This window comes from Sphingomonas molluscorum (assembly GCF_039522995.1).
GTDB classification, from domain to species: domain Bacteria; phylum Pseudomonadota; class Alphaproteobacteria; order Sphingomonadales; family Sphingomonadaceae; genus Sphingomonas; species Sphingomonas molluscorum.
The window spans coordinates 264,696-283,597 of the sequence record NZ_BAAAEL010000001.1; the positions used below are offsets into that span (position 1 = coordinate 264,696).

18 protein-coding genes are annotated in these 18,902 nt (G+C 68.0%); 8 read left to right on the plus strand and 10 right to left on the minus strand.

Annotated features, from left to right (window positions below; translation table 11 throughout):
- Positions 1-33: 33 nt before the first annotated feature.
- Positions 34-837: an outer membrane protein assembly factor BamD gene (locus ABDZ92_RS01340; RefSeq protein WP_125961676.1), complete on the minus strand. Its 804-nt coding sequence runs from the start codon at positions 835-837 to the stop codon at positions 34-36.
- A 127-nt stretch (positions 838-964) separates the two neighbouring features.
- On the opposite strand from ABDZ92_RS01340, the gene ABDZ92_RS01345 reads away from it, so the two are divergent.
- The 3 genes from ABDZ92_RS01345 (at position 965) to ABDZ92_RS01355 (ending at position 2,886) form a co-directional block, all read left to right on the plus strand.
- Positions 965-1,795, plus strand: a complete 831-nt coding sequence (locus ABDZ92_RS01345) for a class I mannose-6-phosphate isomerase (protein WP_125961677.1) — start codon at positions 965-967, stop codon at positions 1,793-1,795.
- Positions 1,796-1,858: 63 nt separating this feature from the next.
- A complete protein-coding gene (locus tag ABDZ92_RS01350) occupies positions 1,859-2,551 on the plus strand; it encodes a hypothetical protein (RefSeq protein WP_125961678.1) in 693 nt (230 codons plus the stop codon).
- 71 nt (positions 2,552-2,622) lie between these two features.
- Positions 2,623-2,886 carry a cytoplasmic protein gene (locus tag ABDZ92_RS01355; RefSeq protein ID WP_125961679.1) on the plus strand — a complete coding sequence of 88 codons (264 nt, stop codon included), beginning with the start codon at positions 2,623-2,625 and terminating at the stop codon, positions 2,884-2,886.
- A gap of 35 nt (positions 2,887-2,921) precedes the next feature.
- Here ABDZ92_RS01355 and ABDZ92_RS01360 read toward each other — a convergent pair whose 3' ends face one another.
- Positions 2,922-3,413, minus strand: coding sequence for a hypothetical protein (locus ABDZ92_RS01360; protein WP_125961680.1), 492 nt, complete (start codon positions 3,411-3,413; stop codon positions 2,922-2,924).
- A gap of 167 nt (positions 3,414-3,580) precedes the next feature.
- On the opposite strand from ABDZ92_RS01360, the gene ABDZ92_RS01365 reads away from it, so the two are divergent.
- Positions 3,581-4,120 carry a glycine zipper 2TM domain-containing protein gene (locus ABDZ92_RS01365; protein ID WP_125961681.1) on the plus strand — a complete coding sequence of 180 codons (540 nt, stop codon included), beginning with the start codon at positions 3,581-3,583 and terminating at the stop codon, positions 4,118-4,120.
- Positions 4,121-4,156: 36 nt separating this feature from the next.
- On the opposite strand, the gene rarD is transcribed toward ABDZ92_RS01365, so the two are convergent.
- Positions 4,157-5,053, minus strand: a complete 897-nt coding sequence (gene rarD / locus ABDZ92_RS01370) for an EamA family transporter RarD (RefSeq protein ID WP_125961682.1) — start codon at positions 5,051-5,053, stop codon at positions 4,157-4,159.
- A 193-nt stretch (positions 5,054-5,246) separates the two neighbouring features.
- Between rarD and ABDZ92_RS01375 the strand changes: the two genes are divergently transcribed.
- From ABDZ92_RS01375 to ABDZ92_RS01385, 3 genes are read left to right on the plus strand one after another with little or no spacing between them, the layout of a single operon-like run.
- Complete coding sequence (locus ABDZ92_RS01375; protein ID WP_125961683.1) at positions 5,247-6,776, plus strand: DUF4153 domain-containing protein; 1,530 nt, start codon at positions 5,247-5,249, stop codon at positions 6,774-6,776.
- 11 nt (positions 6,777-6,787) lie between these two features.
- A complete protein-coding gene (locus ABDZ92_RS01380) occupies positions 6,788-7,495 on the plus strand; it encodes a response regulator (RefSeq protein ID WP_164521323.1) in 708 nt (235 codons plus the stop codon).
- Positions 7,492-9,078: a sensor histidine kinase gene (locus ABDZ92_RS01385; RefSeq protein WP_125961685.1), complete on the plus strand. Its 1,587-nt coding sequence runs from the start codon at positions 7,492-7,494 to the stop codon at positions 9,076-9,078. Before ABDZ92_RS01380 ends, ABDZ92_RS01385 begins: the two co-directional genes overlap by 4 nt.
- A gap of 50 nt (positions 9,079-9,128) precedes the next feature.
- On the opposite strand, the gene ABDZ92_RS01390 is transcribed toward ABDZ92_RS01385, so the two are convergent.
- The 6 genes from ABDZ92_RS01390 to ABDZ92_RS01415 form a co-directional block, all read right to left on the minus strand.
- Positions 9,129-10,946, minus strand: coding sequence for a DUF885 domain-containing protein (locus ABDZ92_RS01390; protein ID WP_125961686.1), 1,818 nt, complete (start codon positions 10,944-10,946; stop codon positions 9,129-9,131).
- Positions 10,947-11,033: 87 nt separating this feature from the next.
- Positions 11,034-12,893, minus strand: coding sequence for a M61 family metallopeptidase (locus ABDZ92_RS01395; RefSeq protein WP_125961687.1), 1,860 nt, complete (start codon positions 12,891-12,893; stop codon positions 11,034-11,036).
- A gap of 12 nt (positions 12,894-12,905) precedes the next feature.
- Positions 12,906-13,148 carry a DUF6894 family protein gene (locus ABDZ92_RS01400; protein WP_125961688.1) on the minus strand — a complete coding sequence of 81 codons (243 nt, stop codon included), beginning with the start codon at positions 13,146-13,148 and terminating at the stop codon, positions 12,906-12,908.
- A gap of 173 nt (positions 13,149-13,321) precedes the next feature.
- The gene (locus ABDZ92_RS01405) at positions 13,322-14,041 is read right to left on the minus strand and encodes a Crp/Fnr family transcriptional regulator (protein WP_125961689.1); all 720 of its coding nucleotides are present in this window, start codon (positions 14,039-14,041) and stop codon (positions 13,322-13,324) included.
- 153 nt (positions 14,042-14,194) lie between these two features.
- The gene (locus ABDZ92_RS01410; RefSeq protein WP_164521324.1) at positions 14,195-14,353 is read right to left on the minus strand and encodes a hypothetical protein; all 159 of its coding nucleotides are present in this window, start codon (positions 14,351-14,353) and stop codon (positions 14,195-14,197) included.
- Between the two features lie 81 nt (positions 14,354-14,434).
- A complete protein-coding gene (locus ABDZ92_RS01415; RefSeq protein ID WP_125961690.1) occupies positions 14,435-15,613 on the minus strand; it encodes a GGDEF domain-containing protein in 1,179 nt (392 codons plus the stop codon).
- A 167-nt stretch (positions 15,614-15,780) separates the two neighbouring features.
- Between ABDZ92_RS01415 and ABDZ92_RS01420 the strand changes: the two genes are divergently transcribed.
- The gene (locus ABDZ92_RS01420) at positions 15,781-16,707 is read left to right on the plus strand and encodes a crotonase/enoyl-CoA hydratase family protein (protein WP_125961691.1); all 927 of its coding nucleotides are present in this window, start codon (positions 15,781-15,783) and stop codon (positions 16,705-16,707) included.
- Positions 16,708-16,719: 12 nt separating this feature from the next.
- On the opposite strand, the gene ABDZ92_RS01425 is transcribed toward ABDZ92_RS01420, so the two are convergent.
- Complete coding sequence (locus tag ABDZ92_RS01425; protein WP_125961692.1) at positions 16,720-18,681, minus strand: putative bifunctional diguanylate cyclase/phosphodiesterase; 1,962 nt, start codon at positions 18,679-18,681, stop codon at positions 16,720-16,722.
- Positions 18,682-18,902 lie beyond the last annotated feature (221 nt).

The window sequence follows — 18,902 nt, forward strand, 5'->3', positions numbered from 1 at the left end:
GTCCTCATCGTCCGGGGTCGGAGATCGCGCGCGTCAGGCGTCCTTGGCGGCCGCGGTCTGAGGCGCATGCTCCTGCATCAGCTTGTAGGCGCGCTCGTACCATTCGGTGCCAGGATAGTTGGCGCCGAGCACGGCCGCGGCCTTGCGCGCCTCGTCCGGCACGCCCAGCGCCAGATAGGTCTCGGTCAGCCGCATCAGCGCCTCGGGCGCATGGGTGGTGGTCTGATACTCGTCGACGACGCGGCGGAAGCGCATGGATGCCGCCAGCCACTGGCCGCGCTGCTCGTAGAAGCGACCGATCTCCATTTCCTTGCCGGCGAGATGGTCGCGGACCAGGTCGAGCTTCAGGCGCGCGTCGGCAGCATAGTTGGTCTGGGGATAGCGGCGGATCAGTTCACCCAGGGCGGTCATCGCCTGATCGGTGATCTTCTGGTCGCGGGTGACGTCCGCAATCTGCTCGTAATAGCACAGCGCGATCAGATAATAGGCGTAGGGCGCTTCCTGATTGCCCGGGTGCACCGTCAGGAACCGCTGCGCGCCAGCGATCGCCTTCGCATAGTCCTTGTCGAGGTAATAGCTGAACGCACCCATCACCTGCGCGCGGCGCGCCCACACCGAATAGGGGTGCTGGCGCTCGACCTCGTCGAACAGGCCGGCGGCGAGCTTGTACTGCCCCCGATCCAGGCGGTTCTTCGCCGCGGTGTAGAGCGTGCCCACGTCGCGCGCCACATAGGGCGTGTCGGCGGAGCCGCCCCCGCTGCGCGCGCAGCCGGAGAGGGTTGCCGCTCCAGCGGCGAACAGGACCAGCGTGCTTGCACGGAACAGGGACTTACGCATGAGCTGCGTCCTAGCCGCTTAGGGGTGGCGCGAACAATAGCTTTCGCGCAACGTGAAACCGATCGGATGCGCGGCGGCCCCGCCGTGCTTCCCGATGCCTTGTGCCCAACGAGAACGGAGAACCGACTTGCCCGCGACGATGCTCGAAACCCACCGCGTCGAAAAGCCCTGGGGCCGCACCGACCTGTGGCCCGGCTTCCCCGATCCGGCCCCGGGCAGCGATCCGATCGGTGAGGTCTGGTTCAAGTCGCCCGGCGATTCGACCCCCGACCTGCTCGTGAAGTACCTCTTCACCAGCGAGAAGCTGTCGGTGCAGGTCCACCCCGACGACACCCAGGCCCAGGCCCGCGGCCTGCCGCGCGGCAAGGACGAATGCTGGGTGATCCTGGCCGCCGAGCCGGATTCGACCATCGCGCTCGGCACGCTTGTACCCATGACCCACGAGGAACTGCGCGCGGCGGCCGAGGACGGCTCGATCGAGCACAAGCTCGACTGGAAGCCGGTGAAGGCGGGCGACTTCTTCTACTCGGCCTCGGGCACCGTGCACGCGATTGGTGCTGGCATCACGCTGATCGAGATCCAGCAGAACTCCGAGACGACCTACCGCCTCTACGACTATGGCCGTCCGCGCGAGCTGCACCTGGACGACGGCGTCGCCGTGTCGGACGCAGTACCCTTCGTCGCCCCGCCCGCACCCGGCAAGGTCTCCGAGGACCGCACCATCCTGGTCGAAGGTCCCAAGTTCGTGCTGGAACGCTGGCCCGCCGGCACCCGCACCGTGACGCTTCCGGAAGGCACCACCGGCTGGCTCGTCCCCGTCACTGGCGAGGGCACCGCCGACGGCACCCCGTTCAAGGCCGGCGAGTGCCTGACGCTGACCGGCACCACCCAGGTGGAAGCCGGCGAAGGCGCCGACCTGCTGTTCGCCTACCCGGGCAGCGAGCGCATCGCCGCTTGATCCACACGGCCGACCCGCGCGCCCGCGCTCGGGTCGGCCCGCCTCCGTTCGACAGGTTGGTTGATGAACGCGACTCTGCTGCGCCTGCTGCTTCCGCTCTCGCTTGCCTTGCCCGTGCCCGCGCTCGCCCAGGCCGACGAAGCCGAGCCTGAGGCAACCCCGGTGGAGGACGAGGACATCCGGCTTACGCCCGAGACGCTGGGCGATGCGCTCAGCTGCCGGTCCCATCCGGCCGCGGTCGCCTTCGCCACCGCGCTGTTTCTCCAGGGCAAGCGGCCCGCCTGGATGCGGGAGATCAAGGAGAGCGAGGAGACAAAGGGCGTGATCGGCCTCTACGGCTACACGCTCTCCAAGCCCGTCGCGTTCCTGGGGGAGCAGGTCTCCACCGTCTACTTCCTGAAGGATTGGGTCGTGACGTTCTGGCCGCGGGACAAGGCAGCGGCCTTCATTGCCGCGCAGAAGATGGAGCGCGCACCCATCAAGGTCACCGAGCAATATTACCGCTTCGTGGATCCCGAGACCGGCCCCATGCTCGGCGCCTATGAACCGACCGGCGGTTCGATCGAGGCGGCGCTGGCCAAGGCGTTCGGCGGCGAGGCGCCCCCGTCCCCTCCCGCGGACCACCTGTTCGTCGGCTGCAACTATACGCCCGCCTCCCAGGCGGACTTCCTGAAAGCCGCCGCGCAATCCGAAGCGATGCTGCGCGAAGCCGCCGCGGGCATGGCCGAGGCACTCGGCTCGGCAGACGCGGACTAGGTTGCGGCCTGAACGAGAACGACAGCTAGCGCCTACTTGCCGACATTCCCTAGCGCGTCGATGCTGGCCTGATGGAATATGATCCTCAGGCGTTGGATGCTGCTCACCGTCATTCGCGCGACCACCGGGAGCAGCTGGAGCGAAGTGGGGTGTGCGGCTGCTTCTACTGCCAAGCAACCTTCATGACGGCTAGTATCGATGAGTGGCTGGAGGATGAAGGCGGAACAGCCCTTTGCCCCCAGTGCGGCGTGGATTCGGTGATCGGTTCAGCGTCCGGGTATCCCGTGGAAGACCGATCTTTTTTGAGCTCTATGCACACTCGCTGGTTCGACTGAACGGCAGCTAACCACTTACTTGCACCCATGTCGGATCAGCCGATGAGATTTAGGCCGTGACTCATCACGAGGTTTCTGATGGCGGCCTCATCCGCATTCCGTTCGAGGAACACGGTATCGGTGCGGGCATCGCCGGACGAGATACGGATGTGAGAGACCGGTGCGTAGAACTCCGCGCCCCAAGTTCGGTCTTCTACCATAGCGGTCACGGCCTTCTTCAGACGGCGATCCCAGCGAGCGTGCCAAGTCACCTGCGGCCTCGAACGCGATCCAGTCAGACGGAAAACACCACCGTCGAAGATGCTGCGGTAAAAGGCGCGAAATTTCCGGTTTTGCTCGTGGAAAGCCTGCTCAAACCCGTTCGCGCGGGCTCGCTCCAGCGAGACGAACGGGTGCAGTGACCATTCGTCCTCCGTCAGCCAGTGGTCGAATATCGAGACCGAGTACCGCCTGTAGCCAAGCTGCTGGAGGCTGAATTCGGTCCAGTCTTCCGGTTGCGGAAAATGCTCAATGCCTCTGATCGTCATATAATACCGTTACACGCTATGTCCGCTGTCCACCCATTCCTGACAAGCATTCAAACTCTTCCGCCTCGCTTGCTGGCCTCTGGATGAACGGAAGGTAGTTTGCCGTTCACGCAACCCGGGACTCCATCGCACCGTTCTTCACGCATCAAAGCCAAGTGGAGACTGTCATGCGTATTCCCCTGATCGCCAGCCTGATGGCGGCCATGGTTCTTCCCACCATCCCGGCTGCCGCGTCGGCGGCGCCGGCCGCGCAGGAATGGCGCGATCAGGATTATCGCGATGCCCGCGCCCGGCAGCAGCGCGAGCGAAACGAGCGGCGCTGGAACGAACGCCGCGAGGATCGCCGCGACGACCGGCGCCGCGCCGCCCAGAACCAGCGCGATTGGCGCCAGTACCGCAACTACGACTACAACCGGTACGAGCGCGGCCAGGGCCGCTACTATGCCGATCGCTATTACCGCGGCGGCAACTACTACCAGCCGCGCTACCTCAGCCGAAACGACCGCGTCTATCGCGGCAGCAACGGCCGCTACTACTGCCGCCGCACGGACGGCACGACTGGACTGATCGTCGGCGGCCTGGCCGGTGGCGTGCTGGGCAACATCCTTACCAACGGCGACTCGCAGCTGCTGGGGACGCTGATCGGCGGTGCGGGCGGCGCACTGCTCGGCCGCTCGCTCGATCGTCGCGAAGTGGTCTGCCGCTAAGCCTGGAGGGGCCGGCGCCTGCCGGCCCCGTTTGCGTCAGGCGACGGCGTCACGCCGCGTGCGGCTGAGGACGCTGCCGCCGACATAGACCGCAAGCCCGGCCCATATCAGTCCGAAGCTCAGCAGCTTGGCCGGGTCCAGCCGCTCGCCGAACAGCGTGATCGCCAAGAGGAACTGCATGGTCGGCGCCAGGAACTGGAGCAGGCCCAGCGTCGCCATCCGAAGCTCGCGTGCGGCGGCCGCGAACAGCAGCAGCGGCACCGTGGTGACCGCCCCCGCCAGAACCAGCAGCGCGGTGGTCCCGCCCTCCCGGCCGAAGCTCATGCCGCCATGGCCGGACAGCCAAACGAGATAACCCAGCGCGAACGGCGCCAGCAGCAGCGTCTCGACCGTCAGCCCCTCGAACGCCTCGACCGGGGCCAGCTTGCGGATCAGGCCATAGAAGGCAAAGCTCAGCGCGATCGTCAGGCTGATCCACAGCGCACCGCCCGCCCCCAGCGCCAGCACCGCCACGCCCGCCCCGGCAAGAAGCACCGCCACCGCCTGCGCCCGCGTCAGCCGCTCGCCCAGGAGCGCCACGCCCATCGCGATGTTGAACAGCGGGTTCAGGAAATAGGCCATGCTCGCGGCCAGCACCTGGTGGTGCAGCACCGCCCAGACATAGAGCAGCCAGTTCGCCGCGATCAGCACCGCGCTCGCCGCCAGCATCACCATGGTCCGCGGATTGCGCAGCACAGCCCACAAGGAGGCGCGACGGCCCAGCACGAGCACGATCGGCACCAGCAGCACGACCGACCACAGCACCCGCTGCGCCACGATCTCGCCGGCGTCGACCTGATCGAGCAGGTGGAAATAGAGCGGAAGCAGACCCCACAGGCCATAGGCGGTGGCGCCGTGGATCAGGCCGCGGCGGCTTTCAGGCTGTTGCGTCATGAAATCGGAACCCGCGGTGGTGGGGGAGGAGCGCCGCCGCCGTGCCGCCAAAGCGCTGCCATGTCCACCCGTCGCGCACTTAGGGTCGCCCTCTGCACGGCTTCTGCACCGAAGCGCCATGGTTTCCGGTCGAACGCTTCCACGTGACCTCGACGGGCGCTGCCTAGTCCCTGGCCGATCAAGGGAGATCGGCATGACCGCCAGCAAGCACCGACCACGTTTCACCTTCCTCTGCAAAGCGCTCGGCGCCGTCGCGCTGGTCGCGGTGGCGCAACTGCTCTTCTACGGCGAGGAGCCAGGCGCCACCCTCGGCCTCTTCGCGCTGGCCTGGACCGCGGTGGTCGCGCTCACGCGCCCCCACCTGCGCCACAACCGGGCTGCGCTCGGCGCGCTGTTGTTCGCGGTCGCGGCCGGTTTCGCGCTGGTGGACGACCCCGACCCGCTCGACTGGTGCCTGTTCTGGGCGGCGCTCGCCTCCGCGGTCCTGCTGCCGCAGCACCGGTTCGGGACCGCGATCGGCTGGACCGGGCGGCTGTTCCTCCACGGCCTGCTCAGCCCGGTCGCGTTGCTGCAGGACATGATAGGCCTGCGGAAGGTCTCACCCGCGCGGCCGGGGGCGAATCTGGCAGCGCTGCTCGCGATCCTCGCGCTGCCGCTCCTGGGTGGCGCGACCTTCCTCGCCCTGTTCGCCACCGCCAATCCGCTGATCGGCAATGCCTTTGCCGCGATCCGTTTCCCGGACCTCAGCTCGGCCGTGTTCCATCTGATCTTTTGGTCGTTCGTGCTGCTGCTGGTCTGGCCCAGCCTCCGGCCGCGCCACGCCATGCTGCGGATCGGCGACGCCTCTGCCTTCGCGGGACCGCGCGCACCGGACGTGCCGATCGCGACCCTCACCCTTTCGCTCGTGACTTTCAACGCGATCTTCGCGATCCAGAACGCGCTCGACCTCGCCTTCCTATGGAGCGGCGCGCCGCTGCCGGATGGCGTCACGCTTGCCGACTACGCCCACCGCGGGGCCTACCCGCTGATCGTCACCGCGCTTCTCGCCGGCGCGTTCGTGCTCGTCGCCTCCCGGCCAGGCAGCAGCGGCGCGCGCAGCCCGCTCGTCCGGCGGCTGATCCTGCTCTGGGTCGCGCAGAACCTGTTGCTGGTCGCCTCCAGCATCCTGCGAACCCTCGACTACATCGACGCCTTTTCGCTCACCCGCCTGCGCATCGCCGCACTCGCCTGGATGGCGCTGGTGGCGGTCGGGCTCGTGCTGATCGTCTGGCGGATGCTGGCCGGGCGCTCGACCCGCTGGCTCGTCAACGCGAACGCACTCGCCGCCGGCCTCGTCCTCGCCGCCGCCAGCGTCATCGATCTGGGCGCCACCGCCGCCAGCTGGAACGTCCGCCATGCGCGGGCCGGCGATGACCTCGACCTCTGCTATCTCGCGCGCCTCGGCCCTTCCGCGCTGCTGCCGCTGGCCGAGCTCGAACGCCGCGCCGGCGGCCCGCTCCTGCGCGACCGCGTCTCCTATCTCCGTGCGGAGGCGCTGCGGCGTCTCGAACGCGACCAGGCCGACTGGCATAGCTGGACCTGGCGCAACGCCCGCCGCCTCGCTGCCGCCCGCGCACTGCTCGGCGACCACCCGCCACTCCCCCGCGCCGTACCGTACGGCCGGGGCTGTGACGGCGCTCCGTTCCCACCACCGGCGCCGTTGACGCAAGGGCGGCAACCATGATCCTGTGCCCCATGCCCCGCACCATTCTCGTCGCCGACGACGATCCGCACATCCGCCAGCTGCTCGTCTTCGCCCTTGGCAAGGCAGGGCTCGACGCGGTCGAGGCGGAAGATGGCGAGGCCGCGCTCGAGATCGCCGAGGCTCGGCGTCCCGACCTGATCGTGCTCGACATCAACATGCCGCGCATGGACGGGCTCGAGGTCTGCCGTCGGCTGAGGGCGAGCGGCGAGCTGCCGATCCTGTTCCTCTCCTCCCGCGACGACGAGATCGACCGGGTGCTCGGCATCGAGCTCGGCGCCGACGATTATGTCGTGAAGCCTTTTTCCCCACGCGAGGTGGTGGCACGCGTCATGGCGATCCTGCGCCGCACCCATGGGCGGCCACCAGCGGCCGATCACGTCGGGGCCGCCATTCGCCACGCCCGGCTGACCCTGGACGTCGAGGGATGGCAGGCACGCTGGGACGAGGCGGAGGTGCCGCTGACCGTCACCGAATTCTCAATCCTGCGCACGCTCGCGGTGATGCCGGGCAAGGTATTCAGCCGCGACGCGATCATCGACCGGCTCCACGGGCCCGGCTTCGCCATCACCGACCGCACGGTGGACAGCCACATCCGCAACCTGCGCGCCAAGTTCGCGCAGGCCGGCGGCACCGACGTGATCGAAACCCGGCCCGGCATCGGCTATCGGCTCGGGACCTGCACCGGCGCCCCCGCGTGATCGGCGCGGCCAAGGCCTGGGCCCGGCGGCACTGGCCGCGGCTGTCGCTGCGCACCTATCTGTTCGCCAGCTTCTTCCTGGTCGCGGCGCTGCCCGGCGTCGGCGCGGTGTTCCTGCGCGTCTATGAGAACACGCTGGTGCGCCAGACCGAAGCCGAACTGGCCGCGCAGGGTGCGGCGCTTGCAGCCAGCGCCACCGCATTGTGGCCGGGGGCTTCCCCGGCTTCCTCCGCGCGAGCGCCTGCGAAAGCACAAAGGTCGCGGTCGTACGAAGCGGCCGGCAGCACGGAGGTCGACCTCAGCAGCACTCCGATCCTTCCGGAGCGCCCGGCACCGACCCCGGCGGGGCCGCCGGCAGCCGATGCGCGGGCGGCCGCGGTGCGCTTCGGGCCCGTCCTGGAGCAGACGCGCGAGGCGACCCTCGCGTCTATCCTGCTGCTCGACCGGCAGGGCCGCCTCGTGACCGGCAGCAAGGCAAGCGGCAGCTACGCGGCCCTGCCCGAGGTCGCCTCCGCCCTCGACGGCAGGCCCGCCACCACCCTCCGCCGCAACGGCGCCTATCGCGCGGTCTATCGCTTCGAATGGCTGTCGCGGGCCGCCGCAATCCGCGTCCACCATGCCCGGCCGATCATCGTCGATGGACAGGTGGTGGGCGTCCTGCTGCTGTCGCGATCGGCACGCGCGCTGTTCGTCGGCCTGTACGAGGATCGCGGCAAGATCGCCTTCGGGGTGCTTGCGATCCTGGGCGCGCTGATCGTCCTGTCGGGCCTGCTCTCGCGCGGCATCGCTCGCCCGATCGACCAGTTGCGCCAGGCCGCGCGCGGCGTCGCCGCCGGCCAGGGCAGCGTGCCCGCGGTGCCTCCCACCGCCGCCATCGAGATCCAGGACCTGTATCGCGATTTCGCCGTCATGGCCGAGGCGATCGACAAGCGTTCCCGCTACCTGCGCGACTTCGCCCATGCCGTCAGCCACGAATTCAAGACGCCGCTCGCCGCCATTCGCGGCGCGATCGAGCTGCTGCAGGACCACGCCGACGACATGGGGCCGGAGGATCGGCGCCGGTTCCTGGCGAATGTGGACGCAGACGCCTCCCGGCTGACGCTGCTGGTCTCGCGGCTGCTGGAACTCGCCCGTGCCGACATGATGACGGCAGCGTCGGAGGGCACCGCCGACGTCGTCGCCACCGCCCGCCGGCTGGCCGACGCGCTCGGCAGCGCGGAGTGCGCCATCGCCGTCGAGGTCGAGACGCCGGTGCCAGCCGCCGCCATGCCGCAGGCGACGCTCGAGGCCGTGCTCGCCACCCTCCTCGACAACAGCCGCCAGGCCGGCGCGAGCGAGATCACGATCGGCATCCGGGAGGATCGAGGCGTGCTCGTCACCGTCACCGACGATGGTGGCGGCATTCCGCTCGCCGACCGTGGCCGGATCTTCGAGCCCTTCTTCACCTCGCGGCGGGCACGCGGGGGAACGGGCCTCGGCCTGCCGATCGCACGATCGCTGCTGGCCTCGGCGGGGGGCGAGCTGGGACTGCTCGACACCCCGTCCGGCACCGTCTTCCGTCTTACGCTCCCCGCAGCCCCTTAAAGGTCAGCCTCAACAGCGCCCCTGCCTCCCCAGGAGCACGCCGCCCCGGATCAGCCCTTCCGCTGCGCGATGTAGCGCGTCACCTGTTCCTCCAGCACGTCGAGCGGCAGGGCGCCCTGGCCCAGCACCACCTCGTGGAAGTCGCGGATGTCGAACTTCGGGCCCAGTTCGCGCTCGGCGCGCTGGCGCAGCTCGGCGATCTTGAGCTGGCCGACCATGTAGCTCGTCGCCTGGCCGGGCCAGTTGAAGTAGCGGTCGACCTCCCGCGCGATGTCGGTGTCGGATACCGAGCTGTTGGCCTTGAAGTACGCGATCGCCTGCGCGCGGTCCCAGCGCTTGGCATGGATGCCGGTGTCCAGCACCAGCCGGATGGCGCGCCACACCTGGAGCGACAGCATGCCGAACCGGTCATAGGAGCCCTTGTAGACGCCCATCTCGTCCGCCAGCCGCTCCGAATAGAGCCCCCAGCCCTCGGTGAAGGCCCCGTAGCCGCCGAACTTGCGGAACTTGGGGATGCCGGTCAGCTCCTGCTGGCGCGCGATCTGGAAATGGTGCCCCGGCGCGCCCTCGTGCGCGGCGATGGCGGCAACCTGCACCTTCTGCGTCTGGTTCATGTCGACCAGGTTGACGTAGTAGATGCCCGGCCGCGATCCATCGGCAGACGGGCGGTTGTAGAAGGCGGTGGAGGCCGTCCCTTCACGCCACTTCTCGACCGCGCGCACCTCCAGCGGCGCCTTTGGCAGCACCCGGAAATAGCGCGGCGCGACCTCCATCACCGATGCGATCACCGCGCGTGCGTCGCGCAGATACGCCTCCCGGCCTTCCTCGGTGTTCGGATATTTGAACTTGGGGTCGGTGCGGATGTGGTCGAAGAACTGTTCCAGCGTCCCCTGGAAGCCCACCTCGCGCTTGATCGCCTCCATCTCCTGCCGGATCGCCGCGACCTGGCGCAGGCCGAGCGCATGGACCTGGTCGGCGGTCAGGCTGGTGGTGGTCGAGTTCTTCAGCCGGTCGGCGTAATAGGCGGCGCCGTCCGGCAGGCTCCAGGCGCCGAAGTTGCCCTTCGACTTGTGCTCGATCTCGTCGAGCGCGGCGAACAGCGTATCGAACCCGCGGCGGAACGGCCCCGTCAGCGCCGCCTGCGCGTCGCGCAGCAGCGCCTCCTTGGTGGCGGCCGGCGCGTCGAGCGCCCCCACCTTCTTGCGGAAGTCCGCCATCAGCGTCGAATCGGCGCCGGTGTCGAACGGCGCGCCAGTGATGACCTTGCGCGCATCCGCCCGCGCAGGCGCGAAGTTCACCTTGTTGGGGATGATGCCTGCGGCCGCCTGCTCGCGCATCGTCGCCGCCACCTCGCGCATCACCCGTTCCGTATCGCGCAGCCGGGCGACATAGGCGCGTGCGTCCTCGACCGTGTCGACCTTGTGGTTGTTGATCAGCAGCACCGGGATCGAACCCGCGGGGCTGCCGTTGGTCGACACGGGAAAGCGCAGCTTCCGAAAGCGGAAGGATTCGCGCGCGCGCTCCGCCTCATATTCGAACAGGCGATAGCTGATGCGCGCGCTTTCGCTCAGCCGATCCGGCCGGAACTGCGCACGCAGTTGCTTCAGCTGCCGCTCCGATAGGTCGCGCCGGCGCTGCGCTGCCGCGTCCGTATAGTCGTCCAGCCGGTCATAATTGCTCTTGAAGCCCAGGTGCGTCTGCGTCTCCGGGCTGAGGGCGACCTGCTCGTCAAAGGCGCGATCGAGGAAGGCGAGCAGCGCCGCGTCCTGCTCCCCTACCGCAACCTTTGTCGCCTGCATCACGGGCGGGGCGCTCGCCTGGATCAACGGCACGAGCGGCAACAGCAGCATCACCAAGGCAGGACGCATGGAAATCTCCCCTTTTGATTTCCTGCTTGTCGCGTGCCGTCCCGCGCCGCGCAATCGCCCGGCCGCACTTTTCCTTGCCCGGGATGGTCAACCGCGCGGCGCCAGGATCTCCAGCAGCCGCGGGCGGGCGCCCGCGATCGGTTCGAGATGGGGATAGCGATGGCCGGTGGTGCAGGCGACCTCGACGGTGCGCTCCTGCCGGCCCGCGCGGACCTTCAGCCGAACGCGGCCTTCGGGGCCCTTCGCCCTTGCGACCGCATTTCGCAGCCCCTCTGGGGAGAAGGGCCGTCCTTCCACCTCCGGGATCGTCGTGCCGGTCGTGAGGGCAGCGTCATAGGCCGGCCCCTCCCACAGCACTTCCTCCAGCTTGCCCTGCGTGTCGACGGTCAGGCCCAGGGAGAACATCAGGTTGACGTTGCCCGCGAGCGTTTCGGCATTGCGCCAGTAATTACTCGGCGCGTCCCGATAGACCAGCCGGTAGCCGCCCCGCTCCAGCCCTTGGAGCGGCGCGCCCTCGTGCTTGCCCTCGATCATGTCGCGGAAGAATCGCACCCAGTCGAACGGGGCGAGATCCTCGAGCGCGGCGACCACCTCGTCGAAGGTGTAGGTGCGCGTGGTGCAGGTGCCCGCTTCCTCGGCCGCGAAGAACGCCCTCGCGAAATCGTCGAGCGACCGCCTATCGTCCGTCAACACTCGGATGCGCGTGTCGACATCGAGCCAGACGAGCGACCCTTCGGAATAATAGTCCTCGCTCCGCTGCCAGCTGGCCCAGGGCAGCGTCGCGCGCGCGGCGATGATCGGATCGCGCGTCGTGTCGCTCATCGGGCGCCAGCGGCTCCCTGCGCGGGCCTCATGGGTGGCGGCGGTGAGCGCGATCGCCTGCATCGTCCAGTCCGGCGTCCAGAGGCCGGAGCGCGCGCACAGCACGCGGTCCCAATACTGGGTCTGGCCCTCATAAACCCACATCAGGCTGTTGCGGATCGGCCGGTCGAAGCTCGGCGTCCAGCTGTCCTCGCCGCGCCGGTGCTTGCCGTTCCAGGCATGGATGAACTCGTGCGGGATGGTGTCCCGCCTGGAAAAACTCCCCTCCCAATCCGTGAAATAGGTCGGCAGCGTCACCGCCTCGCAGGATCGGTGATGCTCGACGCCGATGCTGCCGATCTCTTCGCTGAGCGCAAACAGCACTTCGTAGCGGTCGAACGGCCGTGCCCCGAACAGCTTCTCGGCCTGGTCGACCATGGCCCGATGCGGCGCGACCTTCTCTGGCGTGAGCGCGATCTGGTCAGGGCTGTCGGCAAAGATGTTGAGGTGCACCTGCCCCGCGTCGTCCAGCGGAACGCGTTCGAAGTGCCGCCCCGCGAACACGGGCGAGTCCACCAGAACGTCGAGGGGCGCGGTCTCGTAGCGGATGGTGGTGCCGTCGCTGTCCACCGCCGCGAGCGCGCACGCCTGCTGCCATCCCTCCGGAAGGGTCAAGCTCGCGTCGAAGGGGATCTGCCGCGCATAATAGCCGGCCGGGTAGAGCAGCACCGTGTTCCACTGGAGGCTCAGCATCTCCGAACCTACGAGCACGCGGCCCTGGGCGCCGTCGGTCGGCGACAGGAACTGGAAGCGGACCTCCACTTCCGCGACATCGTCCGGCACGTCGACATGAAAGGCGTGCACCTGGACGGCATGGCGCTTCCACGAAAGCGGCGCTCCACCGGCCGTGACGGTCAGGCCTGCGAAGAGCTCGATCGGGGCCTGCGGCGCGTGGTAGCCCGGCAACCACTCCGGAAAGAGCAGCGTCAGGATACCCGGTGCCGGCACCGGGACGACTTCGCGCACCCGGAAGATGCGGCGGGTGATGTCCGTCGCGTCCACATGCAGGGCGATGCGCCCGGGAAAGGGCACGTCCTCGGGCGCAGGGACGGGATAGTCCCCGCCCGCGTTTTCAAGCTCGGTCACGGAAGGTTGTCCTCAGGACATCTGACGGGCGAGTTCTGCCAGAAGGATACGGGCGACGGGGGCATCCCCCTCGTCACGCACGTCGAGGCGGGCGCGCAGTTCGCATGGCTTCCGGCGAACGCGCTGTCGGATCATGCCCCGGCCGATGCGCGCGGCCTCCGCCAGCGCGGCACCGACATCGGGGAACTCGTGATGATCGTTCTTGATCGGACGGCTCTTGTCGAGCGTGCAGAGATGAAAGGAATATGCGGGCATACCCCTGAAAATCCCGGGGCGGGCCCTGGGTTGCCATCTTAAATGTAGATCAACACGATTTCCGGCCCGAGCCTCCGACTGCCGATTCCGGACCTGATCGGAGGTGAAATCTGCCCCTATTTCCACGACTTGAAGAGACGAGCGACACCGCGTCGCGGCAGCCCGCCGGCGGCTCAGCGGGAACGATGCTCAAGGTAGAGGTAGCTCGGATCGAACTCCGCGATGCGGCGTAGCAAGGGCAGGTCGTGGATCATCACCCGCCCGCTCCGGAACTCGACCGCCCTCTGTTCCCGCAGCTCGCGCAGCACCCGGTTCACATGCACCGGCGTCAGGCCCAGGCATTCGGAAAGCTGCTGCTGGGTAAGGTCCAGCCGATAGCTGCTTCCCTCCGTCAGTCCGACGATGCCCAACCGCACGTGCAGTTCGCAGAACAGATTGGCCATGCGCGCGATCGCCGTGCGGCGGCCGAGCGACACCGTCCATTCGCGGTGGATTGCGGCATCCAGGTTGGTCCCGAACCAGTAGACGCGGGTCAGGTGCGGAAATTCTTCGGTGATTCGCTTGAGGTTCTCGTGCGACATGGTCGCGACGCGGCACGGCGTCAGCGTCATCACGTCGTGGTCGAGGCGCTTGAGCGTGAAGCTGTGCAAATCGGCAAAGTCACCCGGTACGTGCAGTTCCGTCACCTGGCGCTGGCCGTTGCGCAGGTCCTTGTAGCGCGAGACCAGGCCGTCGAGCACGAGCGTGGATTCGCTCAGTTCCACGTTGGCGTGGATGATGGTCCGGCCTGCCGGATGCTCGCGCACGTCGTCGATGGCAGATCGGATCGCCTGCTCCTCCTCCGCGCTCAGCGAGTCCCGCGCACGCAGCTTCAGCAAATGGCGTTCGATCATGCACCTGTCCCGGCTTCGAAGACCCACCCCTCCCCACCCGTGGCCGCAAACGGCCGCGTGTGGTGGCGCAAGGCCAGATAGCCGGAGCCTTTCACCGACGCCAACCCCTGCGGTGCTCGCCGCCTGCCTCTGGCGCGAGACGCAGCCGGCTAGCTAGCCGCCGATCTGCTGGACTTCCGTGGTGTCGTCGTGCTCGCCCCAGCCCAACGCGTAGGACACCGCAATGATCGCAACCAGAAAGGCGATCACGATATAGAGACCGAGCAGCCCTGCAGGCTTCCTCGACGGGTCCCTCTTGTCCGTGCCTGCCATGATCGCTCCTCCATGCCGCTCGGTCGGTAACGCGGCATCGGCCGATTGGGTGCCTTGGCGGCGGAAGATGCGCCGGGCGGACTAGTTCACTCGTGGCGCAGCAAGATCGGGGGCCGTCTCGCGCATGCGGAGCGGACCGGCGACGACGCGTCCGCTCGACTTGGCATGGTGCAGCGCCAGGTCGGCGATCTCCAGCAGGATCGGCAGGTCCTCCCCATGCTCTTCCGAAAGCGCCACGCCCACGCTGGCGCCGACATGCACCTGCTGCCCATCGACGAAATAGCCACGATCGGCGATCGCGGCGCTGATCCGCGCCTTCAACAGCTCGGCACCGCCGCGGTCCACGGCCTCCGCCACCAGGACGAACTCGTCCCCGCCCAGCCGCGCCACCTGCCCCCGCCCGGCTGCGAGCTGCTGCAGGCGCTCGGCGACGCCGACCAGGACGGTATCCCCCGCCTTGTGCCCCAGCGTGTCGTTGATGCTCTTGAACCAGTCGAGGTCGAGGTAAAAGACGGCAAGCGCGCCTTGGCCGTGCCCCATCCGATCCTCCGCCCAGCGCGCCAGGCCGCTGCGGTTGAGGAGGCCGGTGAGCGGGTCGTGCCGGGCGTGATGGTCGTTGATCATCTCCGCTCGCATCGTCCGGACCAGCAACCGGTTGAGCTGGAAGGCGGCCGCGCTCATGCTGATGAGGTAGAACGGGATCTGGAACATCACGAGCAGCAGCACCGGCTGGCCGGAAAATGCTGCGGCGACCGCGCAGGGCCCCAGGCTCAGCCCGATCATCACCGCCACCAGGCGTGGAGCGCCGAAGTTGCGGAAGCAGATGCCGCCCACCATCGCCGCCGCCGAGAGACAGGCGAGCGCCGCCGCGACCCAGTCCCCGCTCGCGACGCACATGAAGGTGCCATAGCCGACGCTTGCCGCCCAGAGCACGGCAAGCGAGATGTAGATGTCGGTCGGACCCCGCCGTCCCTGGGCGATCGCCTTGCGTCCCAGCACCAGTGCCGGCAATCGCGCTGCCGCCAGCAGCACCTCCAGAGCCACCCACAGATAGGCCGCCGTCGTGTGCATCCGTGCGGCGACGAGCGCCGACACCGCGACGGTGTTCAGCACCCCGCCTGCAAAGATCGGCAAGCTGGCATAGAGGCTGTGCAGCAGCGTCCTGCGCATGCTGTCGGGGATGTCCTCCCCTGGCTCCACCAGCCATCGCGTCAGAGACCATCGGGGCAGTTCGCACCCGAAGCCGGATCGTGCACTCATACAAAGGCTCGCAACCTGTGCACCCCCCGGTGCATCGTTGTTCGCCCTTAATGGCAGAATATCCTTAACAGAAGGTTTGGATCTTCGCGGGCGCCGGGCGGATCGTCATCATTGCCCACCTATTCTGCGCAGGCAGCAATAATGCTGTGCAGAAGAAGGCAAGCATCATGACTATTCATCAACCCCGCTTCAAAGCCGGCATCAAGCACGATTCGGCAACGCAAACACCTCGACTGGACGCAGCCGACAACAACGCCCGGCCGCTATTCGCATTCGAACAGCTGGATGTGCAGTTCGATACCGAACTGGACACGCTCTGGACCTATATGTGTCCGCGGGTGCGGCCCAGCTTCAATCCGGACCTGCTTCGTGAGTTCGGCCAATGGCAGGACGACATCGTCCGCGCCTGCACCAGCGGAACCGCGCCGATCCGCTATCTGGTGCTGGGCTCGCGCTTCCCCGGCGTGTTCTCGCTCGGCGGAGACCTGGACCTCTTCTCCCAGCATATCCGCGCGCACGATCGCGATGCCCTGGCACGCTACGGCCGTGCGTGTGTGCGCATCCTCCATCGCAACATGCTGGGCCTCGACCTGCCGATCGTGACCATCGGGCTGGTCGAAGGGGACGCGCTCGGCGGCGGCTTCGAGGCGCTGCTTTCCTTCAATGTCGTGATCGCCGAGCGGGGCACGAGCTTCGGCCTGCCCGAGACGCTGTTCGGCCTGTTCCCCGGGATGGGCGCCCACTGCTTCCTGTCCCGTCGGCTGGGCGCCGCACGGGCGGAGCAGATGATCCTGAGCGGGCAGACCTACAGCGCGGAGGACCTCTACGACCTCGGGCTCGTCCACGGCCTGGCCGAGCCCGGCGAAGGCCGCCGGACGGTGGAGGAGTATATCCGCCAGAACCGCCGCCGCCACACCGCGCACTGCGCGATCTATGAGGCGTCGCGCGCGATCAACCCGCTCCCGCTCGCCGAGTTGGAAGCGGTGGTCGAGCTCTGGGCCGACGCCGCGGTGCGGCTGACCGAGGGCGACCTCAAGCGGATGCGTCGCCTGATCGCGGCGCAGACCCGCCTGCTCGAGAAGGCCGCCGCCTGATCGCTTGGACGTTCAGGCGTCCGGGCTAGTCTCGACCGCATCGCCGGCGAGCATGGTGCCGACCATGTTCGCCGGCATCGGCCTGGCCAGCAGATATCCCTGCACGGCGTCACAGCGGGTGCGGCGCAGCTGGATCAGCTGCGCTTCCGTCTCGACGCCCTCCGCAACCGTGCGCATCCCCAGCTTGGTCGCGAGATCCACGATCGTCTGCACGATCGCGATTGAGGCCGGGCTGCGATCCAGGTCGGAGATGAACGAGCGATCGATCTTCAACGTCTGGAACGGAAAGCGGGTGAGGTAGCTCAACGACGAGTACCCCGTTCCGAAATCGTCCAGCGTGGTGCAGACACCGACGCGATTGAGCGCCTCCAGCGCCGCGAACGACGCATCCACGTCCTCGAGCAGGACGGACTCCGTCACCTCCAGCTGGAGCCGCCCCGGCGGTATCCCGCTCTGCTCCAGCGCGCGCGCCACCACGGCTGGAAGGTCGGCGGACCGCAGCTGGATTGGAGACAGGTTGACCGCGATGGTGACTGCGTCCGGCCAGTCGCGAGCGGCCTGGCACGCCTGGAACAGCACCCAGCTTCCGATATCGTCGATCTGGCCGCTGTCCTCCGCGATCGGGATGAACTCGGCCGGGGAGACCACGCCGAACCGGCGGTTGGTCCATCGCAGCAGCACCTCACACGAGGTGATCCGCTCGTCCGCGATCCGGAAGATCGGCTGGAACATCAGGTGGAATTCGCCGCGTTCCATCGCTCCCTGCAGTTCCGCGCCGAGCTGGCGGCGCCGCTCGATCTTCTCGTCCATCTCTGGTTCGTAGAACGAAAGCTGGTCGCCGCCGCCCTCCTTGGCCCGATAGAGGGCAAGGTCCGCGTTTCTCAGCAGCGTGTCGGCGTCCCGGCCATCTTCCGGCGCGATCGCCACGCCGATCGACGCGCTGGTGCGAAGGCTGTGGCCGTCGAAGGAAACCGGCTGCTTCACGAGCTCCAGCACGGTGCGGCCGCTCGCAACCGCTTCCTGCTCGTGCCCGACCGCGCACACGATCGCGAATTCGTCCCCGCCCAGCCGGGCGACCACGCAGGACTCGCCGTACCGCTCCCGCAATCGCCCTGCCACCGCGACCAGCAAGGCATTGCCCGCCAGGTGCCCGAACGAGTCGTTCACTTCCTTGAACCGGTCCAGATCCAGCCATTGCAGCGCGAGCTTGCCCTGCCCCGCTGCCACGGCCTGAAGACGATGCTCGAACTCCTCGCGAAAGGCCGTCCGGTTGGCGACGCCGGTCAGGTCGTCGCGCCGCGCCATCGCTGCGTTGTGCTCGGCCAGGGCGGCATTCTCATGGGAGGCGATGGTGGCCTTCAAGATCGCGTCATAGGTCTGGAGGGTGATGTCCATCATCGCCGCCACGAACAGCAGGATCACGGCGGCGAGCACCGCCTTTAGCGGATCGAGCGCGACCAACAGCCCGGCGGCAAGCGGCAGGGACGCGCAACAGAGCTGCGACAGCGCGATCCACGGCCGCCCGGCATTGCGCCCGGCGATCCCGGCAGCATAGCCGATCGCCGTCGTCACCGAGAGCAGCTGCAGCACGCCGTCGTCGGTGCGCACCAGTGTCAGGAGGCCGAACAGGCCGAGCAGCCCGGAATAGCTCAGCGCGCCAAGCCGGTAGAGCAGCTCGTGCCGCCCCGCCGTCCCGGGCCCTCGCGCGCCCTCCGCCAGTTCCTGCCGGTGCAGGCGCACCGCATCCACGATGCGGACGAGCCCGACCACCCCGATCAGGATCGCGCAGACGATCAGCCAGGCGTCCTTGCTGGAGAGGGACACGACGGCGGCAATCGCGGTGCTGGTCAGCGCCCCCAGGATCAGCGACTGGCGAGAGGCATAGAGCGACTCCACCAGTACCGCCCGAACCTGCGCCGTGATCCGGTCATCGGACTGCCGGAGCTGTTTCAATCGAACGATCAAACGCGCCATTGCACCATCATGCGCGCGAACCGTCTACTTTGTCTAAAGGCCGGCGCTAAACGCGTGCAGCCGACCGCTTTCTCTAGAACGGACGCGCGACAGGAATCGACATCCCCGATCCGCGCCTGAGGCGAGAGGAGGCATCGCCCGAACGGAAGATTGGCTGGTCCTCGCCCGACACAAGAAACTGGCGGAGATGGCGGTGGAAGCGGAACTTCCCGGTTCTGCCA